Consider the following 17,053-nt stretch of genomic DNA (forward strand, 5'->3'; position numbering starts at 1 on the left):
ATCGCGGATCGCCATTATCGGAGGTTGGCCGTCGCTGGGATCGATGTTGCGACGGCTCCGTGAGAGGCTCATCGGAGGAGACTTCTCAACGAGAATGGGCAGGCTCCTGGACCGGTATAGCCCGAGCCTACTCGACCGGTACAGTGGCCGCCACCGGAGCGAGTCCCCGGCCGGCGACGATCTTCAGCCTCGGTAGCCGTGCTGGTGGCCGCCGCCCTGCGGGGACGTGCCGTACGAGTGCGGGGAGTACGAGTGCGGGGAGCCGCCGGCGGCCGGCCCGGTGTGCAGGATCGCCGTCGGAGCATCGGCCATGCTCCCCGCGGGCGGCGCCGGCAGCCAGGCCGCCGGGGGAGCGGCCGCCTCCGCCACCGCACTCGGTGCGTTCCTCCGCCGCACCAGCACCAGTGCGAGCGCGCCCAGGCCCGCGGCGACCAGCAGGCCGCCCAGGAGGAACATCGACGTGCTGCCGCCCTCGTCACTGGCGGCCGTGAACGTGGGCGGCGTCGTCCCGGGGACGGCGTCCTCGGCCGCCGCGGCGAGAGGGCTCGCCTCCGCGGTGGGCGACGGCGGGGTCGTGGTGGGCGACGCCACCGCGGAGAGGGTCAGTCGCACGGTCGCGACGTCACCGGCTCTGCCCCGCACGGTCGCGCGGGCGGTGCGGTAGCCGTCCATGGACGCGCGGACCGTGATGGATCCCTCGGCGATCGTCCGGCCGGCCCTGGAGGTGATCGAGAACTGGCCACTGCGGTTGCTGGTCGTCCGGTACTCGTGACCGGCGCTGTCCCGGATGGTCAGGTCCGCGCCGCCGATCGCCTTTCCTTCGGCGTCGCGGACCCGGCCGGAGACCCCACTCACCCCGGCCGCCGGTGCGGCCCCGCCGGTGGGCGAGGCACCCGGGCCGTGGACGTAGACCATCTTGTAGGCGTAGCTGTTCTGCCCGGCGAGCCGCACACCGATCGAGATGTTGAGACCGGTGGTCTCGCCCGGGCGGGCCTCCGGGGCGACGAGCGTCGCGTCGAAGGTCTGGCTCTGGCCGGGACCGAGCTTCGGCTCCGCCCGGCAGCCGGCGGTGCACCGCAGGCCGCCGCCGACCACCACGATGGCCGTCTCGGCCCGGCGTCCGCTGTTGGTGACGCGGAACTGCACGCGCACCGTCTCGCGGGGTTTCACGTTCTCCGCCGACACGCTCAGGATGCTCACCGTCTCCGGCGCGGCAGTCGCCGGTGCCGCCGGCACCGCGAGCGCTCCTCCGGCCAGCGTGGACAGTGCGGCCGCCCGGGCCCATCGGACACGTGAGCGCGTCGTCACTTCCCACCACCTTCGCCGAGAGCGGGCAACATCGGTCGATGGAGCCGCGGGCCACTATGCCCTGTGCGGGACGGGTTGCGCGACCCGCTCTGCTCGCAGCGTCTCGGGTGGACCCGGTCGACGCCCGTGGGGTCGGCCGGCGGCCACTAATCGGTTGCCCGCCGCGGGTGGGCTTGCCTAGATTGCCGATCATGCACGACATCGATGGGTATGCCGGATGAGCGGCCGTCTCCGCGAGATCGCCCGGCAGACGGTCGCGATCGCCGAAGCCGGACGCTATCGCGACGACGCCGGCGACGACGTCGAGATCGGGGCGGCGGTACGCGCCGCGGTCGCCGGCACTCGCGAGCACCTGCCGGACGAAGTCCTGCACCTCGATGGCGCGCAGCCGGGCGCCGGCGCCGTGGAGGTGACGTACGAGTCGACGTTGCAGGCCGCCCACCGGCTCGGGTCCGGCGCGGCGTGTCTGGTGTTCGCGTCGGCGAAGAACCCGGGTGGCGGGTTCCTGGGCGGGGCGCAGGCGCAGGAGGAGAGCATCGCCCGCTCGTCGGCGCTCTACCCGTGCCTGCTCGCGGCGCCGGACTTCTACGCCTTCCACCGGGCGCAGCGGGACCTGCGGTACAGCGACCGGGTCGTCCACTCCCCGGGCGTGCCGGTGTTCCGCGACGACAAGGGCAACCTGCTCGACCGGCCGTACACTACGTCCTTCCTGACCGCGGCGGCGCCCAACCTGGGCGCGATCATGCGCAACCAGCCGGACCACGCCGCCGATGTGCCGGCGGTGCTGGCGCGGCGTGCCCGGCGGGTACTGGAGGTCGCGGCCGTGCACGGGCACCGGACCCTGGTGCTGGGCGCGTGGGGCTGCGGGGTGTTCCGGAACGACCCGGCCACGGTGGCGGGCGCGTTCGCCGACGCGCTCCGGGTGGTCGATCGGTTCGACCTCGTGGTGTTCGCCGTTCGCGACGGGTTGCCGGGCACGCCGGTGTACCGCACGTTCGCGGAACACTTTTCGGTAGGTTCGTCCCATGAGTGACGACACCTTCCGGTCGGTGGAGATCGAGCGCACCAGCGTGGGCAGATACGTGGCGCGCAACGCCCGTGGCGGCGAGCTTGCGATGGGTACGGGGGAGGACGCGACCTTCACGCCCGTGGAACTGCTGCTGGCGGCCCTCGGCGGCTGCACCGCTGTCGACGTCGACCACGTGACCAGCCGGCGCGCCGAACCGACCCGGTTCGCCGTCACGGTGAGCGGCGACAAGATCCGCGACCCGGAGGCCGGGAACCGGATGGAGAACCTCACCGTCACGTTCGCGGTGACGTTCCCGGACGGCGCGGACGGTGACCGGGCCCGCGAGGTGCTGCCACGTTCCCTGCGGCAGTCGCACGACCGGCTCTGCACCGTGTCGCGGACGGTGGAGCTGGGCACGCCCGTCTCCATCGTGGACGCGACGGCCGCCCCGGAATGATTACCTTGACACCCGTCTATGTTAACGAGAACATTGCCGTAACTTGAAGGTAATGCCGTTGCCACGAGCGTCACGGGTGAGGCGAGCCGCCACGGCCGGCCGGTGACGACCAGGCGCAGGAGGTTCTCGGTGACAGGGACCGCTCGGAGGACGCGTACGGCGGCGGTCGTGGTCCCGGCGGCGCTGGTCCTCGCCGCGGGGGTGGTGGCCGGGATGCCCCCGGCGTCGGCGGCGACCGTCGACACGTCCGCGTCGTACGTGGTCGTGAACCGGCACAGCGGCAAGGCGATGGACCTGTACGACTGGTCGACGGCGGAGAACGCGCCGGTGAACCAGTGGACGCGCAACGACCTCGCCGTGCAGCAGTGGCAGTTCGTGGACGCCGGCGGCGGGTTCTACAAGGTGCGGTCGCGGCACAGCGGGAAGGTGCTGGAGTTGCCGGCCGGCGGCGACGGCACCCAGCTCGTGCAGACCACCGACCGCTCGTCGGCCACCCAGCAGTTCCGGTTGCAGGACTCCGCCGGCGGGTTCGTGCGGTTCGTGAACCGGCAGTGGAACAAGGTCGTCGACGTGTGGCAGTGGTCGACCGCCGACGGTGGCCGGCTGGCCGGCTACGCCGATCTCGACGGCGCCAACCAGCAGTGGCAGCTGATCCGGCTGGGCGGCGGCACGCCCACCCCGGCGCCCACCACCCCGGCGCCGGCCTACCCGCAGCCCGGCCGGGTGTCCGGCGACGTCGGCGTCCACGACCCGACGGTGGTCAAGCGGCCCGACGGCACCTACCTCGTCGCGCACACCGGTGACAACGTCGCGCTGAAGACCTCCGCCGACCGGGTCACCTTCCGCAACGCGGGCGCCGTCTTCCCCGGTGGCGCGCCGTGGACCACCACGTACACCGGCGGCGCCCGCAACCTGTGGGCCCCCGACCTGTCGTACCGCAACGGGCGTTACCACCTGTACTACTCGGCGTCGACGTTCGGCTCCAACCGCTCGGCGATCTTCCTGGCCACCAGCCCCACCGGCAACTCCGGGAGCTGGACCCACGAGGGACTGGTCGTCGAGTCGCGGACCACTGACGACTTCAACGCCATCGACCCCAACCTCACCGTCGACGACCAGGGCCGCTGGTGGCTCAGCTTCGGCTCGTTCTGGTCCGGCATCAAGATGATCCCGATCGACCCGTCCACCGGACGCCGGCTCGGCAGCACCATGCACAGCGTGGCCGCCTACGGCCCCGGCATCGAGGCGCCGATCCTGGTCAAGCGCGGCTCCTGGTACTACCTGTACGTCTCGTTCGACCGCTGCTGCCAGGGCGCCGCCAGCACGTACCGGATCATGGTCGGTCGTTCGGCGAGCCCGACCGGGCCGTTCGTGGACCGCGCGGGCCGGGACATGCTCGCCGGGGGCGGCACGCAGATCCTGGCCTCGCACGGCAGCGTGCACGGCCCCGGCCACCAGGCCGTCCTCGCGGACACCGACGGCGACGTCCTCTTCTACCACTACTACGCCGACGACGGCGCGTCGCTGCTCGGCGTCAACCGCATCGGCTACGACGCCGCTGCCTGGCCCTACGTGTACTGAACCGGCCACCTGGGAGGGCGCAGATGTCGCCTCGGCACTTTCTCCACCCGGCCCGCCGCCGTACCGGCGAACCGGCCCGGACCGACGGCTCGGCCCGTACCGTCGAACCGGCCCGCCGGCGTCTGCGGCCGATCCTGGCCGCGGCGCTCGCGCTGCTCACCACCTCGGCCGGCCTCGCCGTGCCCGGCCCCGCGCAGGCGGCGCCCGCGGTGAGCTACACCAACCCGCTGGTGAACCAGCGGGCCGACCCGCACATCGTCCGGCACACCGACGGCTACTACTACATGACCGCGACGGCGCCGCAGTACGACCGGATCGTGCTGCGGCGGGCCACCACGCTGCAAGGGCTGGCCACCGCCGCCGAGACGACGATCTGGCGCCGGCACACCAGCGGCGAGATGGGCGCCCACATCTGGGCCCCGGAGATCCACTTCATAGGCGGCAGGTGGTACGTCTACTTCGCCGCCGGGCGGACCGACGACGTGTGGCGGATCCGGATGTACGTGCTGGAGAACGCCGGCGCCAACCCGCTGACCGGCTCGTGGACCGAACGCGGCCGGATCACCACGCCGTGGGACACGTTCAGTCTGGACGCCTCGACGTTCGTGGTGAACGGGGTGCGGTATCTGACCTGGGCCCAGCAGGAGCCGGGCATCTCCACCAACTCCAACGTCTACCTCGCCCGGATGGGCGCCGAGCCGTGGCAGATCAACGGCCCGGTGGCCCGGCTGGTCGTACCGGCGTACGACTGGGAGACCCGCGGCTACCGGGTGGCCGAGGGACCGGCGGTGATCCAGCGCAACGGCCGGGTCTTCCTCACGTACTCGGCCAGCGCCACCGACGCGAACTACTGCCTCGGCATGCTCACCGCGTCGGCCGGCGCGAACCTGCTCGACGCCGCCTCCTGGAGCAAGAGCCCCACTCCGGTGTTCGTCAGCAACGCCGCCACCGGCCAGTACGGCCCCGGCCACAACTCCTTCACCGTCTCCGAGGACGGGCAGAGCGACATCCTGGTCTACCACGATCGCAACTACCGGGACATCAGCGGCGACCCGCTCGACGACCCGAACCGGCGGACCCGGATCCAGAAGCTGTACTGGAACGCCGACGGCACCCCGAACCTCGGCATCCCCGTACCCGACGGAGCCACCCCGGTCCGGTTGCGCTCACACGATCTGACCGCGAGCTACATCCGGCACTACGACTACCGGGCCCGGGTCGAGCCGAACGTCACGAACCTCGCCGACTCGCAGTTCCGCATCGTCCCCGGCCTCGCCGGCGCCGGATCGGTCTCGCTGGAGTCGACGAACTTCCCCGGCTACTACCTGCGTCACCGGGCCTTCGCTCTCTACGTCGAACGCGACGACGGCTCGACCCTGTTCGACGGCGACGCGAGCTTCCAGCGCCGCCCGGGGCTGGCCGCCGCCGAAGGGCTCTCGCTGGAGTCGCAGAACTACCCCGGCCGGTACGTCCGCCATCGGGACGGACTGCTCCAGCTCGAAACGGTGGGCACCGGCGCGGACCGGGGCGCCGCCACCTTCCACCTGGAGTAGGCGACCCGACAACCGCTGCGCCGGACTCGGCGTACCCCTTCTCGGAGGTCGAACGATGCTCAACCCCGCAGTGACGTCGCTGCCCCGCGCAGCACGGGGCCGGCGCGCCGGCCTGGCGCTCGTCCTGGTGGCGGCGCTGGCCGCCGTGGCCGGCGTCGCCGTGGCGGCCGCACCGCCGGCGCAGGCGGCCACCATCGACACCAGCGCCTGGTACGTGCTCGTCAACCGCAACAGCGGCAAGGTCCTCGACGTCCGGGACACCTCGACCAGCGACGGCGCGGCGATCCAGCAGTGGTCCCGCAACGACGGCGAGTGGCAGCAGTTCCAGTTCGTCTCCTCCGGCAGCGGCTACTACCGCCTGAAGGCCCGCCACAGCGGCAAGGTGGTGGACCTGTGGGAGTGGAACGTCGCGGACGGCGCGGAGTTCCGGCAGTGGCCCGACCTCAACGGCACCAACCAGCAGTTCCAGGTCCTCGACTCGGACAGCGGCTACATCCGCCTGATCAACAGGCACTCCGGGAAGGCCCTGGAGGTCTGGGAACGGTCGACCGCCGACGGCGCCAGGATCAGCCAGTACGCCGACCTCAACGGCACCAACCAGCAGTGGCAGATGGTCCGGGTGGGCGCCGGCGGCACGCCGACCACGCCGCCGCCGTCCACCGGGTGTGGCAGCGGTTCCTACCAGGCCGAGGCCGTGCTGAACGGCGGCACCTGGACGGCCCGTAACGGCTCGTCGACGGTGTACTCGGGCGGGGACATGCTCGCCGCGATGCAGGCCGCGGTGAACTCGCTGCCGGCCGGCCGGACCGCCAAGCAGCGGGTGGTGGTGCGCGGCTCCGGCTCGATGGGCGCGGGGTCGCGGTTGTCGCTGCCGTCGTACACGACGCTCGCGGTCTGCGGCACGATCAACGTGACCGGCTCGGGGTCGGGCGACTACGCGCCCGTCTACTCGCGGGGGACCACCGACGTCGAGGTGCAGAACCTGACCCTCACCGGGGCGCCGCTGTACGGGATCTTCATGCGCAACGTGAACAACCTGACGCTCGGGCAGATCGACATGCGGCTGTCCGGCGGCCTGGGGGTGCGGATCGACAACCACGGCGGTGACCGGGCGGTCAAGGTGCGCAACGTGCGCATCGACACCGTCTACGTGTCGGGGACCGGCGCGCACGGCGTGGAGACGTACGGCGTGGACGGCCTGACCATCGGCACCGTCACCGCGCGCAACACCGGCTACTCCGGTCTGCTGCTCAACGACACGATCAACGCCACTGTGGGCACCGTCGACGCGCAGGGCGCCGGCGCCGGCACCGGGTACGCGGCGTTCCGGATGGCCAACCGGAACGGCCGGATCGGCAGCTCGTACCCGACGAACATCCGGGTCGGCACCGTGATCGCGTCCGGTGGCGGGCGGGGGATCTTCTGCGTGTCGGAGTCCGGCGGCGCGGTCGTCGACCGGGTGACCATCTCGAACACCGGAAACAACTCGATCCTCGTGGAGAACTGCTACAACGTCACCATCGCCGGGGTGTCCGGGACGGTGACGGGCGGCGGCGAGGTGCGGATCGCCTCGCGGACCGAGTTCCCGATCTCGTCCGGCATCCGCTTCCAGAACCTGACGGTCACCAACACGAACATCACCCAGAGCCCGTGCGGCGGGGCGAACAACACGATCAGCAACGTCACGCGGGTCAACTCGACGCTCACCTGGTGCTGACGATCCGGCTGCCCCGCAGGGCGTGTGGTCCGCGGGGCAGCCGGTCAGTCGCGGGGCAGCACGCCCAGGAGGGTCGCGGTCAGGGCCATGTTCAGGGAGTCCGTCATCTCCAGGTGCAGACGGGCCAGTTCGGGCTCGGCCCGGTAGGCCGCCGCGAGGCTCGGCGGCGGTGTGCTGTACGCCGACAGCGCGCCGGCCAGCACCATGGTCTGGAGGCTGAACAGCGTCGCGTTCTCGCCCAGCTCGGGCAGGTGCTTCCGCACCAGGCCGGTCATGGTCGCGAGGCGGTCCAGGGAGGCGCGCTTGTAGCGCGCCACGACCTCGACGGAGACGTTGTGCTCCAGGACGCTGCCCTGCGCGCCGAACAGGTCGCACATCACCGATCGCCGGGCGAGCGAGCGGCTGAGGATCGCGGCCACCGCCGTCGCCCGCCCGGCCATGGGCAGGTTCGTGTCGACGCCGTCGGCCAGCTCGTCCGCCAGCTCCGTCAGCCACTCCCGCAGGAAGCGGTCCAGCAGTTCCAGCAGCACCGCCTCGCGGGACTCGAAGTAGCGCAGCACGTTCGGTTTCGCCAGGCCGACCCGGCGGCTGAGCTCGTTCAGGGTGACGGCGGCCACCGGCATCTCGTCGAGCATCGCCGACGCCGCGTCGAGGATCGCCCGCCGGCGGACCTCCCGCTGCTCCTCGGTTCGCGCCCGCTGGAATGTCACGCCGCCAGCCTAACTTAAGTACCCCCGGTACGTTGACAACGTACCGGAAGTATCTTAACGTCGTCGGTACAAGATACTTCCGGTACTATAGCTGGAGGCGTGACATGGGCGAGACGTGGACGACGGCGAACATCCCGGACCAGCGTGGGCGGGTGGCGGTGGTGACCGGGGCCAACACCGGGCTGGGGTACGAGACCGCCAAGGCGCTCGCCGAGCGCGGGGCCTCGGTCGTGCTCGCCGTACGCGACGTGGAGAAGGGCGTGCGGGCCGCGGCCGGCATGCCCGGCGACGTGACGGTGCAGGCGCTGGACCTGACCTCGCTCGACTCCGTCCGTACCGCGGCGGCGGCGCTGCGGTCCCGGTTCGACCGGATCGACCTGCTGATCAACAACGCGGGCGTGATGTACACCCCGAAGCGGACCACCCGGGACGGCTTCGAGCTCCAGTTCGGCACCAACCACCTCGGCCACTTCGCGCTCACCGGGCTGCTGCTGGACCTGATGCTGCCCGTGCCCGGCTCACGCGTGGTGACGGTCAGCAGCACCGGCCACCGTATCCGCGCCGCGATCCACTTCGACGACCTGCACTTCGAGCGCTCGTACGGCCGGGCCGCCGCCTACGGTCAGTCCAAGCTGGCCAACCTGATGTTCACGTACGAGTTGCAGCGCCGGCTCGCCCCGTACGGCACCACCGTCGCGGTGGCCGCGCATCCGGGCATGTCCAGCACCGAACTCGCCCGCAACACCCCCGCGGCCCTGCGGCTTCCGCTCACCTGGCTCGCGCCGCTGATCACCCAGACGCCCCCGATGGGCGCGCTGCCGACCCTGCGCGCCGCCACCGACCCCGCCGTGCTCGGCGGCCAGTACTACGGCCCCGGTGGACGCCGCGAGGTCAAGGGTCACCCCCGGCTCGTCACCTCCAGCCCGCAGTCGTACGAGGTGGCCGTCCAGCAGCGGCTCTGGGCCGTGTCCGAGGACCTCACCGGGGTGCGGTTCCCCGTCCGGTCCCGACAGCACCCCGCCGCGGAGGCCCGCACGAGGTAGCCGGCCCCGAATTCGGTGGTGGCGAACGCGGCGGGCGGGCAGGGTAGGACCGCACGGAGGCGGCGAGCGCCGCCGCGACGACGACCACCAGGAGAGATGATGCGAGCAGCTTCCACGCTTCGGACCCTTGCCCGTCCTACCGTGGAGCTCCGCCTTGGCCCTGTTGAACCTCGGAATCGTCGCGCATGTTGACGCCGGAAAGACCAGCCTGACCGAACGCCTGCTCTACGAGGCGGGCGCGGTGGCCGAGCCGGGCAGCGTCGACGCCGGCACGACGCGGACCGACTCGATGGACCTGGAACGCCGCCGTGGCATCACCATCCGGGCCGCCGTCACGTCGATCACCATCGGCGACCTGAGCATCAACCTGCTGGACACCCCCGGCCACCCCGACTTCATCGCGGAGGTCGAGCGGTCCCTGGCCGTCCTCGACGCCGCCGTGCTCGTGGTGTCGAGCGTGGAGGGCGTCCAGCCGCAGACCGTCGCCATCTGGCGGGCGCTGCGCCGCATCGGCGTACCGACCGTGTTCTTCTTCAACAAGGTCGACCGGGGCGGCGCCGACGTGGACCGGGTGACGGCCCAGGTGCGGCACCGGCTCGGGGCGCGGCCGGTCCTGCTCGGCACGGTCACCGGCCAGGGCCGCCGCGAGGCCCGGGTGCATCCCGTGGACCTCGACGCCGAGCCGGTGGTGGCGGAGGTGGCCGAGGTCGACGACGCGGTGGCGGCTCGCTGGCTGACCGACCGGCCGGTGCGCGTCCGCGACGTCCGGCGGGCGCTCCGCCGCGCGGTCCGCCGCGCCGAGCTGGTCCCCGCGGTGTGCGGTTCGGCGATCACCGGCGCCGGGGTACGCCAGTTGTGCGACGTGCTGGCCGACCTGCTGCCGTACGGCGAGGCGCGGGACGGCCCGCCGGCGGGCACGGTCTTCGCCGTCGACCGGGACGGGCACGGCCGGCGCGTCTGGCTGCGGCTGTGGTCCGGGCGTCTGCGGGTGCGGGACCGGGTGCGGCTCGGCGACGGCCGTCCGGAGCCGGTGACCGAGATCGCCGTCATCGAGCCCGAGGGTGTGCTGGTGCGCCGGTCGGTCTCCGCCGGGCAGATCGCGGCGGTGCGCGGCCTGCCGGCCCGGATCGGCCAGCACATCGGCGACCCGCCACGGCGGCACGCCTACCGGTTCCCGCCACCGACCCGGCAGGCGGTCGTCGAGCCGGTCGACCCGGCGCAGCGCCTGGCGATGTTCGCCGGCCTGGCCGAGCTGGCCGACGAGGATCCGCTGGTGGACCTGCGCCTCGACGAGCAGCAGGCCGAGGCGGTGATCCGCCTGCACGGCGAGGTCCAGAAGGAGGTGCTGGCCGCCCTGATGGAGGACCGGTACGGCGTCCGGGTGCGGTTCTCCGGCACGCTCACCGCCTGCATCGAACGGGTCGCCGGCACCGGCAGCGCCGAGGAGCGGGTACGGGAGCGCGGGAACCCGTACCTGGCCGGGCTGGGGTTGCGCATCGAGGCCGCCCCGGCCGGGCACGGCATCGAGTTCCGTCCCGGGATCGAGCCGGGCCGGCTGCCGCCGGCGTTCGTCGCCGCCACCGAGGAGGGCGTGCGGGCGGCGCTGCGGCAGGGCCGGCACGGCTGGCCGGTCACCGACTGCACCGTCACCATGACGGCGTCCCGGTACTGGCCCCGGCAGAGCCGGCCGCACCAGAAGTTCGACAAGTCGATCTCGACGGTGGCGGCGGACTTCCGCAACCTCGCCCCGGTCGTGGTCGCCTCCGCGCTGCGTCAGGCCGGCACGCGGGTGTGCCAGCCGATCGAGCGGTTCGACGTCGACCTTCCCCGGCACACGGTGGAGACGGTGCTGGCGCTGCTCGGCCGGCTCGGAGCGGTCGTCCACGACACCGCCGTCGCGGGCGGATACCTGGAGGTGAGCGGCACCCTGCCGTCCGCCCGGGTGCCGCGGGTCGTCGCCGCCCTGCCCGACCTCACCGGCGGCGAGGCGGTCCTGACCACCACCTTCGACCACTACGCGCCGGTCACCGGCGAGGAACCGCCGAGGCTGCCCCGGCGCGGGCCCGACCCGGACGACCGGGAGGCGTGGTTCCGGGCCGTACCGAGGTAGGCGGCGACGGGAGCGCTGCGGCGATAGGATCACCGGCGCCCGCCGCCGCCCGTACCCGTTGGAGCCCCGCTGTCAGCGCAGCCGGCCACCCGCCCCGCCCGGCGTGTCCGCCGGGTGCTGGCCGCGGTGTGCCTGCTCGTGGTCGCCGGGCTGCCCGCCGGGTCGTCGGGCGCCGGCGCCACCGGCACGGGAACGCTGCGGGTGCTCCAGATGAACCTGTGCAACAGCGGCCGGGCCGGCTGTTACACCGGCCGGGCCGTCCGTCAGGCCGCCGACGTGATCGCCGCCGAGGCGCCCGACGTGGTCACGCTCAACGAGATCTGCCGCGACGACGTGGTGACGCTGGAGCGGACGCTGCGCGCCGCCCGTACCGGTGGGACGGTGGTGTCCGCGTTCCAGGCCGCCGGTGACCGCCCCTCCCGCGGTCCCACCCGGTGCAACAACGGCGAGCCGTACGGGATCGGGCTGCTGACCCGCCTCGACGACCGTGACGCCCGGCCGTCGGTGCACCGGGGGACCTACCCGGCGCAGGACCTCGCCGACCCGGAGGAGCGGGTCTGGCTGTGCGTCCGGGCCGCCGGACTCCACGCCTGCACCACGCACCTGGCGAACACCAGCGCCCAGGTCGCGCTGGCCCAGTGCGGGCATCTGCTCGGCGCGGTGGTGCCGGGCATCCAGGGCGACGCCGGGAGCGCGCCGGCTGTCGTCGGCGGTGACCTCAACCTGCGCGCCGGTGGCACGCCGGACGTGCGCTCGTGCGTGCCGGCCGGCTACCGGCGGATCGACGACGGTGCCCGGCAGCAGATCGTGGCGTCGAGCGGCGTGACGATCTGTTGCCGCCGCTCGGTGGACATGCGCGGCACGACCGACCATCCGGCGCTGCTGGCGACCATGATCCGCTCGTGGTCCGTGCCGCCACCGGGACGGTACTGACGGGGGTCTCCGGACGCGCGGTGGAATTGGTCCGCCGCCCGTGCAACGTCCCGGGTGGGTCTGGCCGTTCTACCTCCGTCACGAGGAGGCAGTCGATTGAAAGCCGAAGACGAGCAAGCGTTCCGCGAGTTCGTGACGTCACAGATGGCGTCCCTGCGCAAGCTGGCGTACATGACCTGCGGCGACTGGCACGCCGCGGAGGACGCCGTGGCCAACGCGCTGGTCAAGCTCTATCCGCGCTGGCGGAAGCTGGAACGGCCCGATCTCTACGTAAAGACCATGGTGTACCGGGCCGCGATCGACGAGACCCGCCGGCCCTGGCGGCGCGAACGGTCGGCCGGCGACGCCATGCCGGACGTCACGGTGCGGGACACGGCGGCGACGACCGACGAGCGGATGCGCCTGCGGGCGGCGCTCGAAACCGTGCCGGCGCGGCAGCGGGCCGCCGTGGTGCTGCGGCACTACCTGGACCTGAGCCTGGAGGACACGGCCGCCGTGCTCGGCTGCACGGTGGGCACGGCCAAGAGCCAGGTCTCCCGCGGGCTGGCGAAGCTGCGCGAGTCACTCGGCGGCGAACACCTCAATCTCACCGGCATGCCGACAGGGGAGTGGACCAATGCAGTTGCGTGAACTGGTGGACGCCGTGACCGGCGACGAGCCGCCGATGGGCCGTACCGTCGACGACATCGTCGCGGCCGGGCGGCGCGCCGAGCGGCGCCGCCGGACCCGGTTCGCGACAGCCGGCGCGGCGGGCCTCGTCGCGGTGGCGGTCGCCGCCGCGATCACGGTGCCGACCCTGGACGCGAGGCGCACCTCCTCGGCGCTGTCCGGGGCGCCGCGTCCGGGCGTCAGCCCCTGGCCGGACGCCTCGCCGTTCACCTTCACCTTCACCGGGTACGACGCCGGCACGCTGCACGTGCAGGACCCGATCGTCGTGTCGACCGCGTACCAGATCGCCCCCGTCTACTCCGACCGTCACACCTCGAACGACAGGCCCGTCGGCCCGGACGAGGCCGAGGCGATCGAGCAGGAGAAGACGGCCGCCGGGGCGAAGCCGAGCCTGTGGGCGTACCTGACCGTCTACCGGCCCGGCGCCTTCGATCCGGCCGCGGTCAAGGACGGCCGGAGCGTTCGGGTGGCCGGGCGCAGGGCGGTGCAGGCGACGCTGCCGTTCGGCCTCGACCCGCGCAACCCGGTGGAACCGGGCAACAAGCTGTTCGCCTGGGAGTACGCCGCCAACGCCTGGGCAGCCGTCACGTCGATCTCCGACGACGCGGCGACGCCGAGTTTCGAGGACCTGGGCGGCCTGGTCACGGGCCTCAAGCCGGCCGGGCCGACGCCGGCTCCGCTGCCGTTCACGGTGGGCTACCTGCCGCGGGGTTACGTGCCGCTCCAGGTGGGCACGCACGCCATGCCCGGCCTGAGCGGCATCGCCACCGCCCGCGCCGGCGACTACGGCGGCGCGACGTACACCAGGCAGCCCCTGCCGACCTCGGGCCTGACCGCGCCGTTCGACTCGGTCGAGGGCGGGATCAGGGACGGGTTCCACATCTTCGTCACGCCGAGCACCAGCTCCAATCAGTCACCGGAGCCCGGTGCGGCGAAGTGCTACCCGGGGGCGGCCCGCGGAGGCGGGTTCTGCAACATCTGGAGCGCCGACGGCAGGATCGTCGTCCAGGTCAGCTCCGAGGGCGTCGGCGGCCGGCTGCCCCAGGCCGAGCTGCTGCGGATCGCCCAGGGGATCACCGTCGCCGACGACGTGCGGGACGAGTCGACCTGGACGCCCGCCGTGGACGCCCTGACACCCTGACCCCGGGAACGACCCGGTGACGGTGGGAGCGGCCGGACCGCTCCCACCGTCACCGCCTGGTCTACAGGAACCGCCAGCGCTGGTGCGCGGCACCGGTGTCGTCGGAGAGGACCGCCTGCGCGCCGTGGGCGCCGGAGCCGCCGCTGAGCCCGAGCACCCGGCCCCCGTTCGCGCACTGGATCCGGAACCAGCCGCCCCCGCCGTGCCGCAGCCGCCACCTGTGGTCGGCGGTGCCGTTGTCGGCCCACTGGACGATCCGGGCACCCGCAGCTGTCGACCCGCCCTCGACGCCCAGCACCTTGCCGCTGTTGCCGTTGCGCAGCCGCAGGTAGCCACCGGTGTCCACGAGCGCGGTCCAGAGGTGGTCGGCGGTGCCGGTGTCGCCCCACTGGATGACCAGGCCACCGTCGGCGGTGGACATGTTCTGCACGCCGAGCACCAGCCCGCTGCCGAGGTTCTGGATCCGCCGCGCCCCGTTGGGCAGGAACCGCCACTGGTTGTCCAGGCTCCCGTTGTCCGGGTCCTGCACGGCGAACGCGCCCTGGGCGGTCGAGCCGCCGGAGATGCCGAGCAGCTTGCCGGTGTGCACGTTGCGCAGCTTGTGGCTGCCGTCGCCGACGTCGACGACGGTCCACAGGTGGTCGGCGGTGCCGTTGTCCGCCCACTGCAGGATCCGGGCGCCGTCGGCGGTGGACATGTTCTCCACCCCCAGCACCTTGCCGCTGTTGACGTTGCGCAGCCGCAGCGCCGACCCGTCGACCACCAGTTGCCAGTCGTGGTCGGCGGTGCCGGTGTCGCCCCACTGCAGCGCGAGCCCGCCGTCGGCGGTGGACATGTTCTGGATGCCGAGTACCAGGCCGCTCGCCGCGTTCGCGAGCCGGAAGCTCGCCTCCCCGCCGCCACCGCCCGCGCCGACCCGCCAGTAGACCGTGTAGTTGTGCCCGTGGGCGTCGTAGAAGGGGCCGAGGTTCACAGTGGCGCCGTCGGCCCGCGCGGTGAACGCGAGGCTGCCGGTGCCGGTACGGGTGACCGAGCCGAGGTCCAGCGTCGGCAGGCCGCTCAACGTGGTGTTGCCGTAGTTGCCGGAGAGCACCACCGGCCCGTACGTGACGGCCTGTACCGCGGCGTCGTCGTTGGCGGCGACCGTGGCCACCCGCATCGGCAGCCGGACCGTGACCGTGTCGCCGGAGTTCCAGGCGCGGGTCAGCACGGCATAGCTGCCCGGCGTGGTGGCGATGCCCGCCGCGACGCCGTTGACGCTGACGGACGCGTCGCTGGTCCACGCCGGGATCCGGATCCGCATGGTCCACGAGCCGCCCACCGAACCGGTGACGGTGAGCGTCGTGGTGTCGCCGACCGGGTACGAGGTGGCCTGCGTGACGGTGATGCCGCGCTGGCTCCAGGTGAGCACCGAGGGGACGAACAGGTTGACCGTCAGCGTGGTGTCGTTGTGGAAGTAGATCGCGTCCGCGAGCGTCGTGTTGGTCTCCAGTCCGGTGCCCTGGCAGCACCAGAAGGAGTTGTAGTCGGTACTCCAGGTGCCGCCGCCCCACGCCGGGCCGACACCGCGCCGCCCGCCCGGGTTGAGCGGGGTGAAGTAGGTGACGTGGCCGTGCGCGTCGGCCGGGTTCTGCTGGCCGATCATGTGGTTGAGCAGCGCGCGTTCGTAGAAGTCGGCGTACGCGACCCGGTCCGGGTCGAGCTGCCAGAGTTCCCGGGTCAGCTTGAGCATGTTGTACGTGTTGCATGCCTCGCAGGTGTCGTTGCGCAGGTAGCCGGCGATCGCGTTCGGGGCGCGGAAGTGCTCGGCCTGGCTGTTGCCGCCGATGGCGTACGTGTGTGCGCCGACAGTGATGGCCCACGCGTTCGTGGCGATGTCCCGGTAGCGGGTGGCGCCGGTGGCCTTGTACTCCCGGGCCGCGCCGATCCACTTGGGCACCTGCGTGTTGGCGTGCAGCCCGTTGAGCTGGTCGGAGTTGGCGGCGAGCGGGTTGAACACGGCGGCGTGGTCGAAGCGCTGCGCGACGGTGAGCCACCGTCCGTCGCCGGTCTGCTGGTAGAGGTCGGTGAGCACCGCGTTCATGCCGCCGAACTCGGTGCCGAGCATGGCCTGCATCTGAGCCGAGGTGAGCCGGCCGGTGCGCTGGTCGACCCAGCCGGCCAGCGCCAGCAGCACGTCCCGGGCCTGGGTGCTGCCGATCAGCCGCCACACGTCCAGCAGCCCGGCCAGCGTCTTGTGGATGCAGTAGTAGGGGACGTTGCCGTTGCTCAGCGTTCGGGCCTCGAGCGCGGTGAAGTCGGACTCCGGGAAGCCGGACAGGTATCCGGCGCTGAACCCGGCCGCGCCGTTGTTGGCCTGGCAGCGGGCCAGCTCGGCGACCATGGTGAGCGCCTTGTCCCGGCAGGTGGTGTCGCCGAGCACCGCCCACGCCTGCGCCCAGGCGGTCAGGAAGTGCCCCTGCATGTGGGTGCGGAACGGGAAGTTCGGCGCGTCCCAGCCGCCGTTCGCGGCGGCGCCGCCGGTGGACAGACGGTGGTTGGCCCGGAAGTTGTAGAGCAGCCGGTTCACGTCGACGAAGCGCAGGTAGGCGACCGTCCGGTTCTGGTTGTCCTGCCAGCGGCCGGCGGTCAGCCGTACCTGGCCCGGGTCGAACGCGTACGCGGACACGCCGATGTCGGGGCGGGCCGGTGGCAGCGCGGCGTGTGCCGTACCACTTGCGGCGACGGACCCGGCGGCGGCGCCGGCGGTTGCCGCGACGGCTGTCGCGGCGGTGGTACGCAGGACGAACCGGCGGTTCACCAGGGGAGCGGGCATGACGGCC

The 17,053-nt window shown here is 72.6% G+C and carries 13 protein-coding genes; 10 read left to right on the forward strand and 3 right to left on the reverse strand.

Annotated elements, in window-relative coordinates:
* Positions 1-183: 183 nt before the first annotated feature.
* Positions 184-1,308, reverse strand: coding sequence for a carboxypeptidase-like regulatory domain-containing protein (locus F8279_RS07955; protein WP_151499524.1), 1,125 nt, complete (start codon positions 1,306-1,308; stop codon positions 184-186).
* Between the two features lie 217 nt (positions 1,309-1,525).
* Between F8279_RS07955 and F8279_RS07960 the strand changes: the two genes are divergently transcribed.
* The 5 genes from F8279_RS07960 (at position 1,526) to F8279_RS07980 (ending at position 7,625) form a co-directional block, all read left to right on the forward strand.
* Entirely contained in the window at positions 1,526-2,341 is an 816-nt protein-coding gene (locus F8279_RS07960) for a TIGR02452 family protein (RefSeq protein ID WP_151499525.1), read from the forward strand.
* Positions 2,334-2,774 (forward strand): OsmC family protein, encoded by a 441-nt coding sequence (locus tag F8279_RS07965; protein WP_151499526.1) that lies wholly within the window; start codon positions 2,334-2,336, stop codon positions 2,772-2,774. Before F8279_RS07960 ends, F8279_RS07965 begins: the two co-directional genes overlap by 8 nt.
* Positions 2,775-2,903: 129 nt before the next feature.
* A complete protein-coding gene (locus F8279_RS07970; protein ID WP_151499527.1) occupies positions 2,904-4,355 on the forward strand; it encodes a family 43 glycosylhydrolase in 1,452 nt (483 codons plus the stop codon).
* Positions 4,356-4,378: 23 nt separating this feature from the next.
* The gene (locus F8279_RS07975) at positions 4,379-5,908 is read left to right on the forward strand and encodes a family 43 glycosylhydrolase (protein WP_091425012.1); all 1,530 of its coding nucleotides are present in this window, start codon (positions 4,379-4,381) and stop codon (positions 5,906-5,908) included.
* 55 nt (positions 5,909-5,963) lie between these two features.
* Positions 5,964-7,625: an RICIN domain-containing protein gene (locus F8279_RS07980; protein WP_091425014.1), complete on the forward strand. Its 1,662-nt coding sequence runs from the start codon at positions 5,964-5,966 to the stop codon at positions 7,623-7,625.
* Positions 7,626-7,669: 44 nt separating this feature from the next.
* Here F8279_RS07980 and F8279_RS07985 read toward each other — a convergent pair whose 3' ends face one another.
* Entirely contained in the window at positions 7,670-8,335 is a 666-nt protein-coding gene (locus tag F8279_RS07985) for a TetR/AcrR family transcriptional regulator (RefSeq protein ID WP_091425016.1), read from the reverse strand.
* Positions 8,336-8,439: 104 nt separating this feature from the next.
* On the opposite strand from F8279_RS07985, the gene F8279_RS07990 reads away from it, so the two are divergent.
* The 5 genes from F8279_RS07990 to F8279_RS08010 all read left to right on the forward strand — a co-directional run bounded on the left by F8279_RS07990 (position 8,440) and on the right by F8279_RS08010 (position 14,231).
* Positions 8,440-9,378, forward strand: coding sequence for an SDR family NAD(P)-dependent oxidoreductase (locus F8279_RS07990; protein WP_151499528.1), 939 nt, complete (start codon positions 8,440-8,442; stop codon positions 9,376-9,378).
* Positions 9,379-9,532: 154 nt separating this feature from the next.
* Positions 9,533-11,488 (forward strand): translation factor GTPase family protein, encoded by a 1,956-nt coding sequence (locus F8279_RS07995; protein ID WP_151499529.1) that lies wholly within the window; start codon positions 9,533-9,535, stop codon positions 11,486-11,488.
* A 114-nt stretch (positions 11,489-11,602) separates the two neighbouring features.
* Positions 11,603-12,421 carry an endonuclease/exonuclease/phosphatase family protein gene (locus F8279_RS08000; protein WP_091425023.1) on the forward strand — a complete coding sequence of 273 codons (819 nt, stop codon included), beginning with the start codon at positions 11,603-11,605 and terminating at the stop codon, positions 12,419-12,421.
* Positions 12,422-12,517: 96 nt separating this feature from the next.
* Positions 12,518-13,051 carry a SigE family RNA polymerase sigma factor gene (locus F8279_RS08005; RefSeq protein ID WP_091425025.1) on the forward strand — a complete coding sequence of 178 codons (534 nt, stop codon included), beginning with the start codon at positions 12,518-12,520 and terminating at the stop codon, positions 13,049-13,051.
* Positions 13,038-14,231, forward strand: coding sequence for a hypothetical protein (locus F8279_RS08010; RefSeq protein ID WP_091425027.1), 1,194 nt, complete (start codon positions 13,038-13,040; stop codon positions 14,229-14,231). The genes F8279_RS08005 and F8279_RS08010 overlap by 14 nt, the downstream gene beginning before the upstream one ends.
* A gap of 61 nt (positions 14,232-14,292) precedes the next feature.
* Here F8279_RS08010 and F8279_RS08015 read toward each other — a convergent pair whose 3' ends face one another.
* Positions 14,293-17,046 carry a beta-L-arabinofuranosidase domain-containing protein gene (locus tag F8279_RS08015; protein ID WP_091425306.1) on the reverse strand — a complete coding sequence of 918 codons (2,754 nt, stop codon included), beginning with the start codon at positions 17,044-17,046 and terminating at the stop codon, positions 14,293-14,295.
* Positions 17,047-17,053 lie beyond the last annotated feature (7 nt).

The sequence above is a fragment of the Micromonospora sp. AMSO1212t genome, from assembly GCF_008868145.1.
Lineage (GTDB): Bacteria > Actinomycetota > Actinomycetes > Mycobacteriales > Micromonosporaceae > Micromonospora > Micromonospora tulbaghiae.

What these genes read in the sequence shown, in the direction of transcription:
- F8279_RS07990 (WP_151499528.1), top strand. Translation starts at nt 8,440, where the DNA reads ATGGGCGAGACGTGGACGACGGCGAACATCCCGGACCAGCGTGGGCGG.
- F8279_RS08015 (WP_091425306.1), bottom strand. Translation starts at nt 17,046, where the DNA reads ATGCCCGCTCCCCTGGTGAACCGCCGGTTCGTCCTGCGTACCACCGCC.
- F8279_RS07965 (WP_151499526.1), top strand. Translation starts at nt 2,334, where the DNA reads ATGAGTGACGACACCTTCCGGTCGGTGGAGATCGAGCGCACCAGCGTG.
- F8279_RS07975 (WP_091425012.1), top strand. Translation starts at nt 4,379, where the DNA reads ATGTCGCCTCGGCACTTTCTCCACCCGGCCCGCCGCCGTACCGGCGAA.
- F8279_RS07980 (WP_091425014.1), top strand. Translation starts at nt 5,964, where the DNA reads ATGCTCAACCCCGCAGTGACGTCGCTGCCCCGCGCAGCACGGGGCCGG.
- F8279_RS08010 (WP_091425027.1), top strand. Translation starts at nt 13,038, where the DNA reads ATGCAGTTGCGTGAACTGGTGGACGCCGTGACCGGCGACGAGCCGCCG.
- F8279_RS07960 (WP_151499525.1), top strand. Translation starts at nt 1,526, where the DNA reads ATGAGCGGCCGTCTCCGCGAGATCGCCCGGCAGACGGTCGCGATCGCC.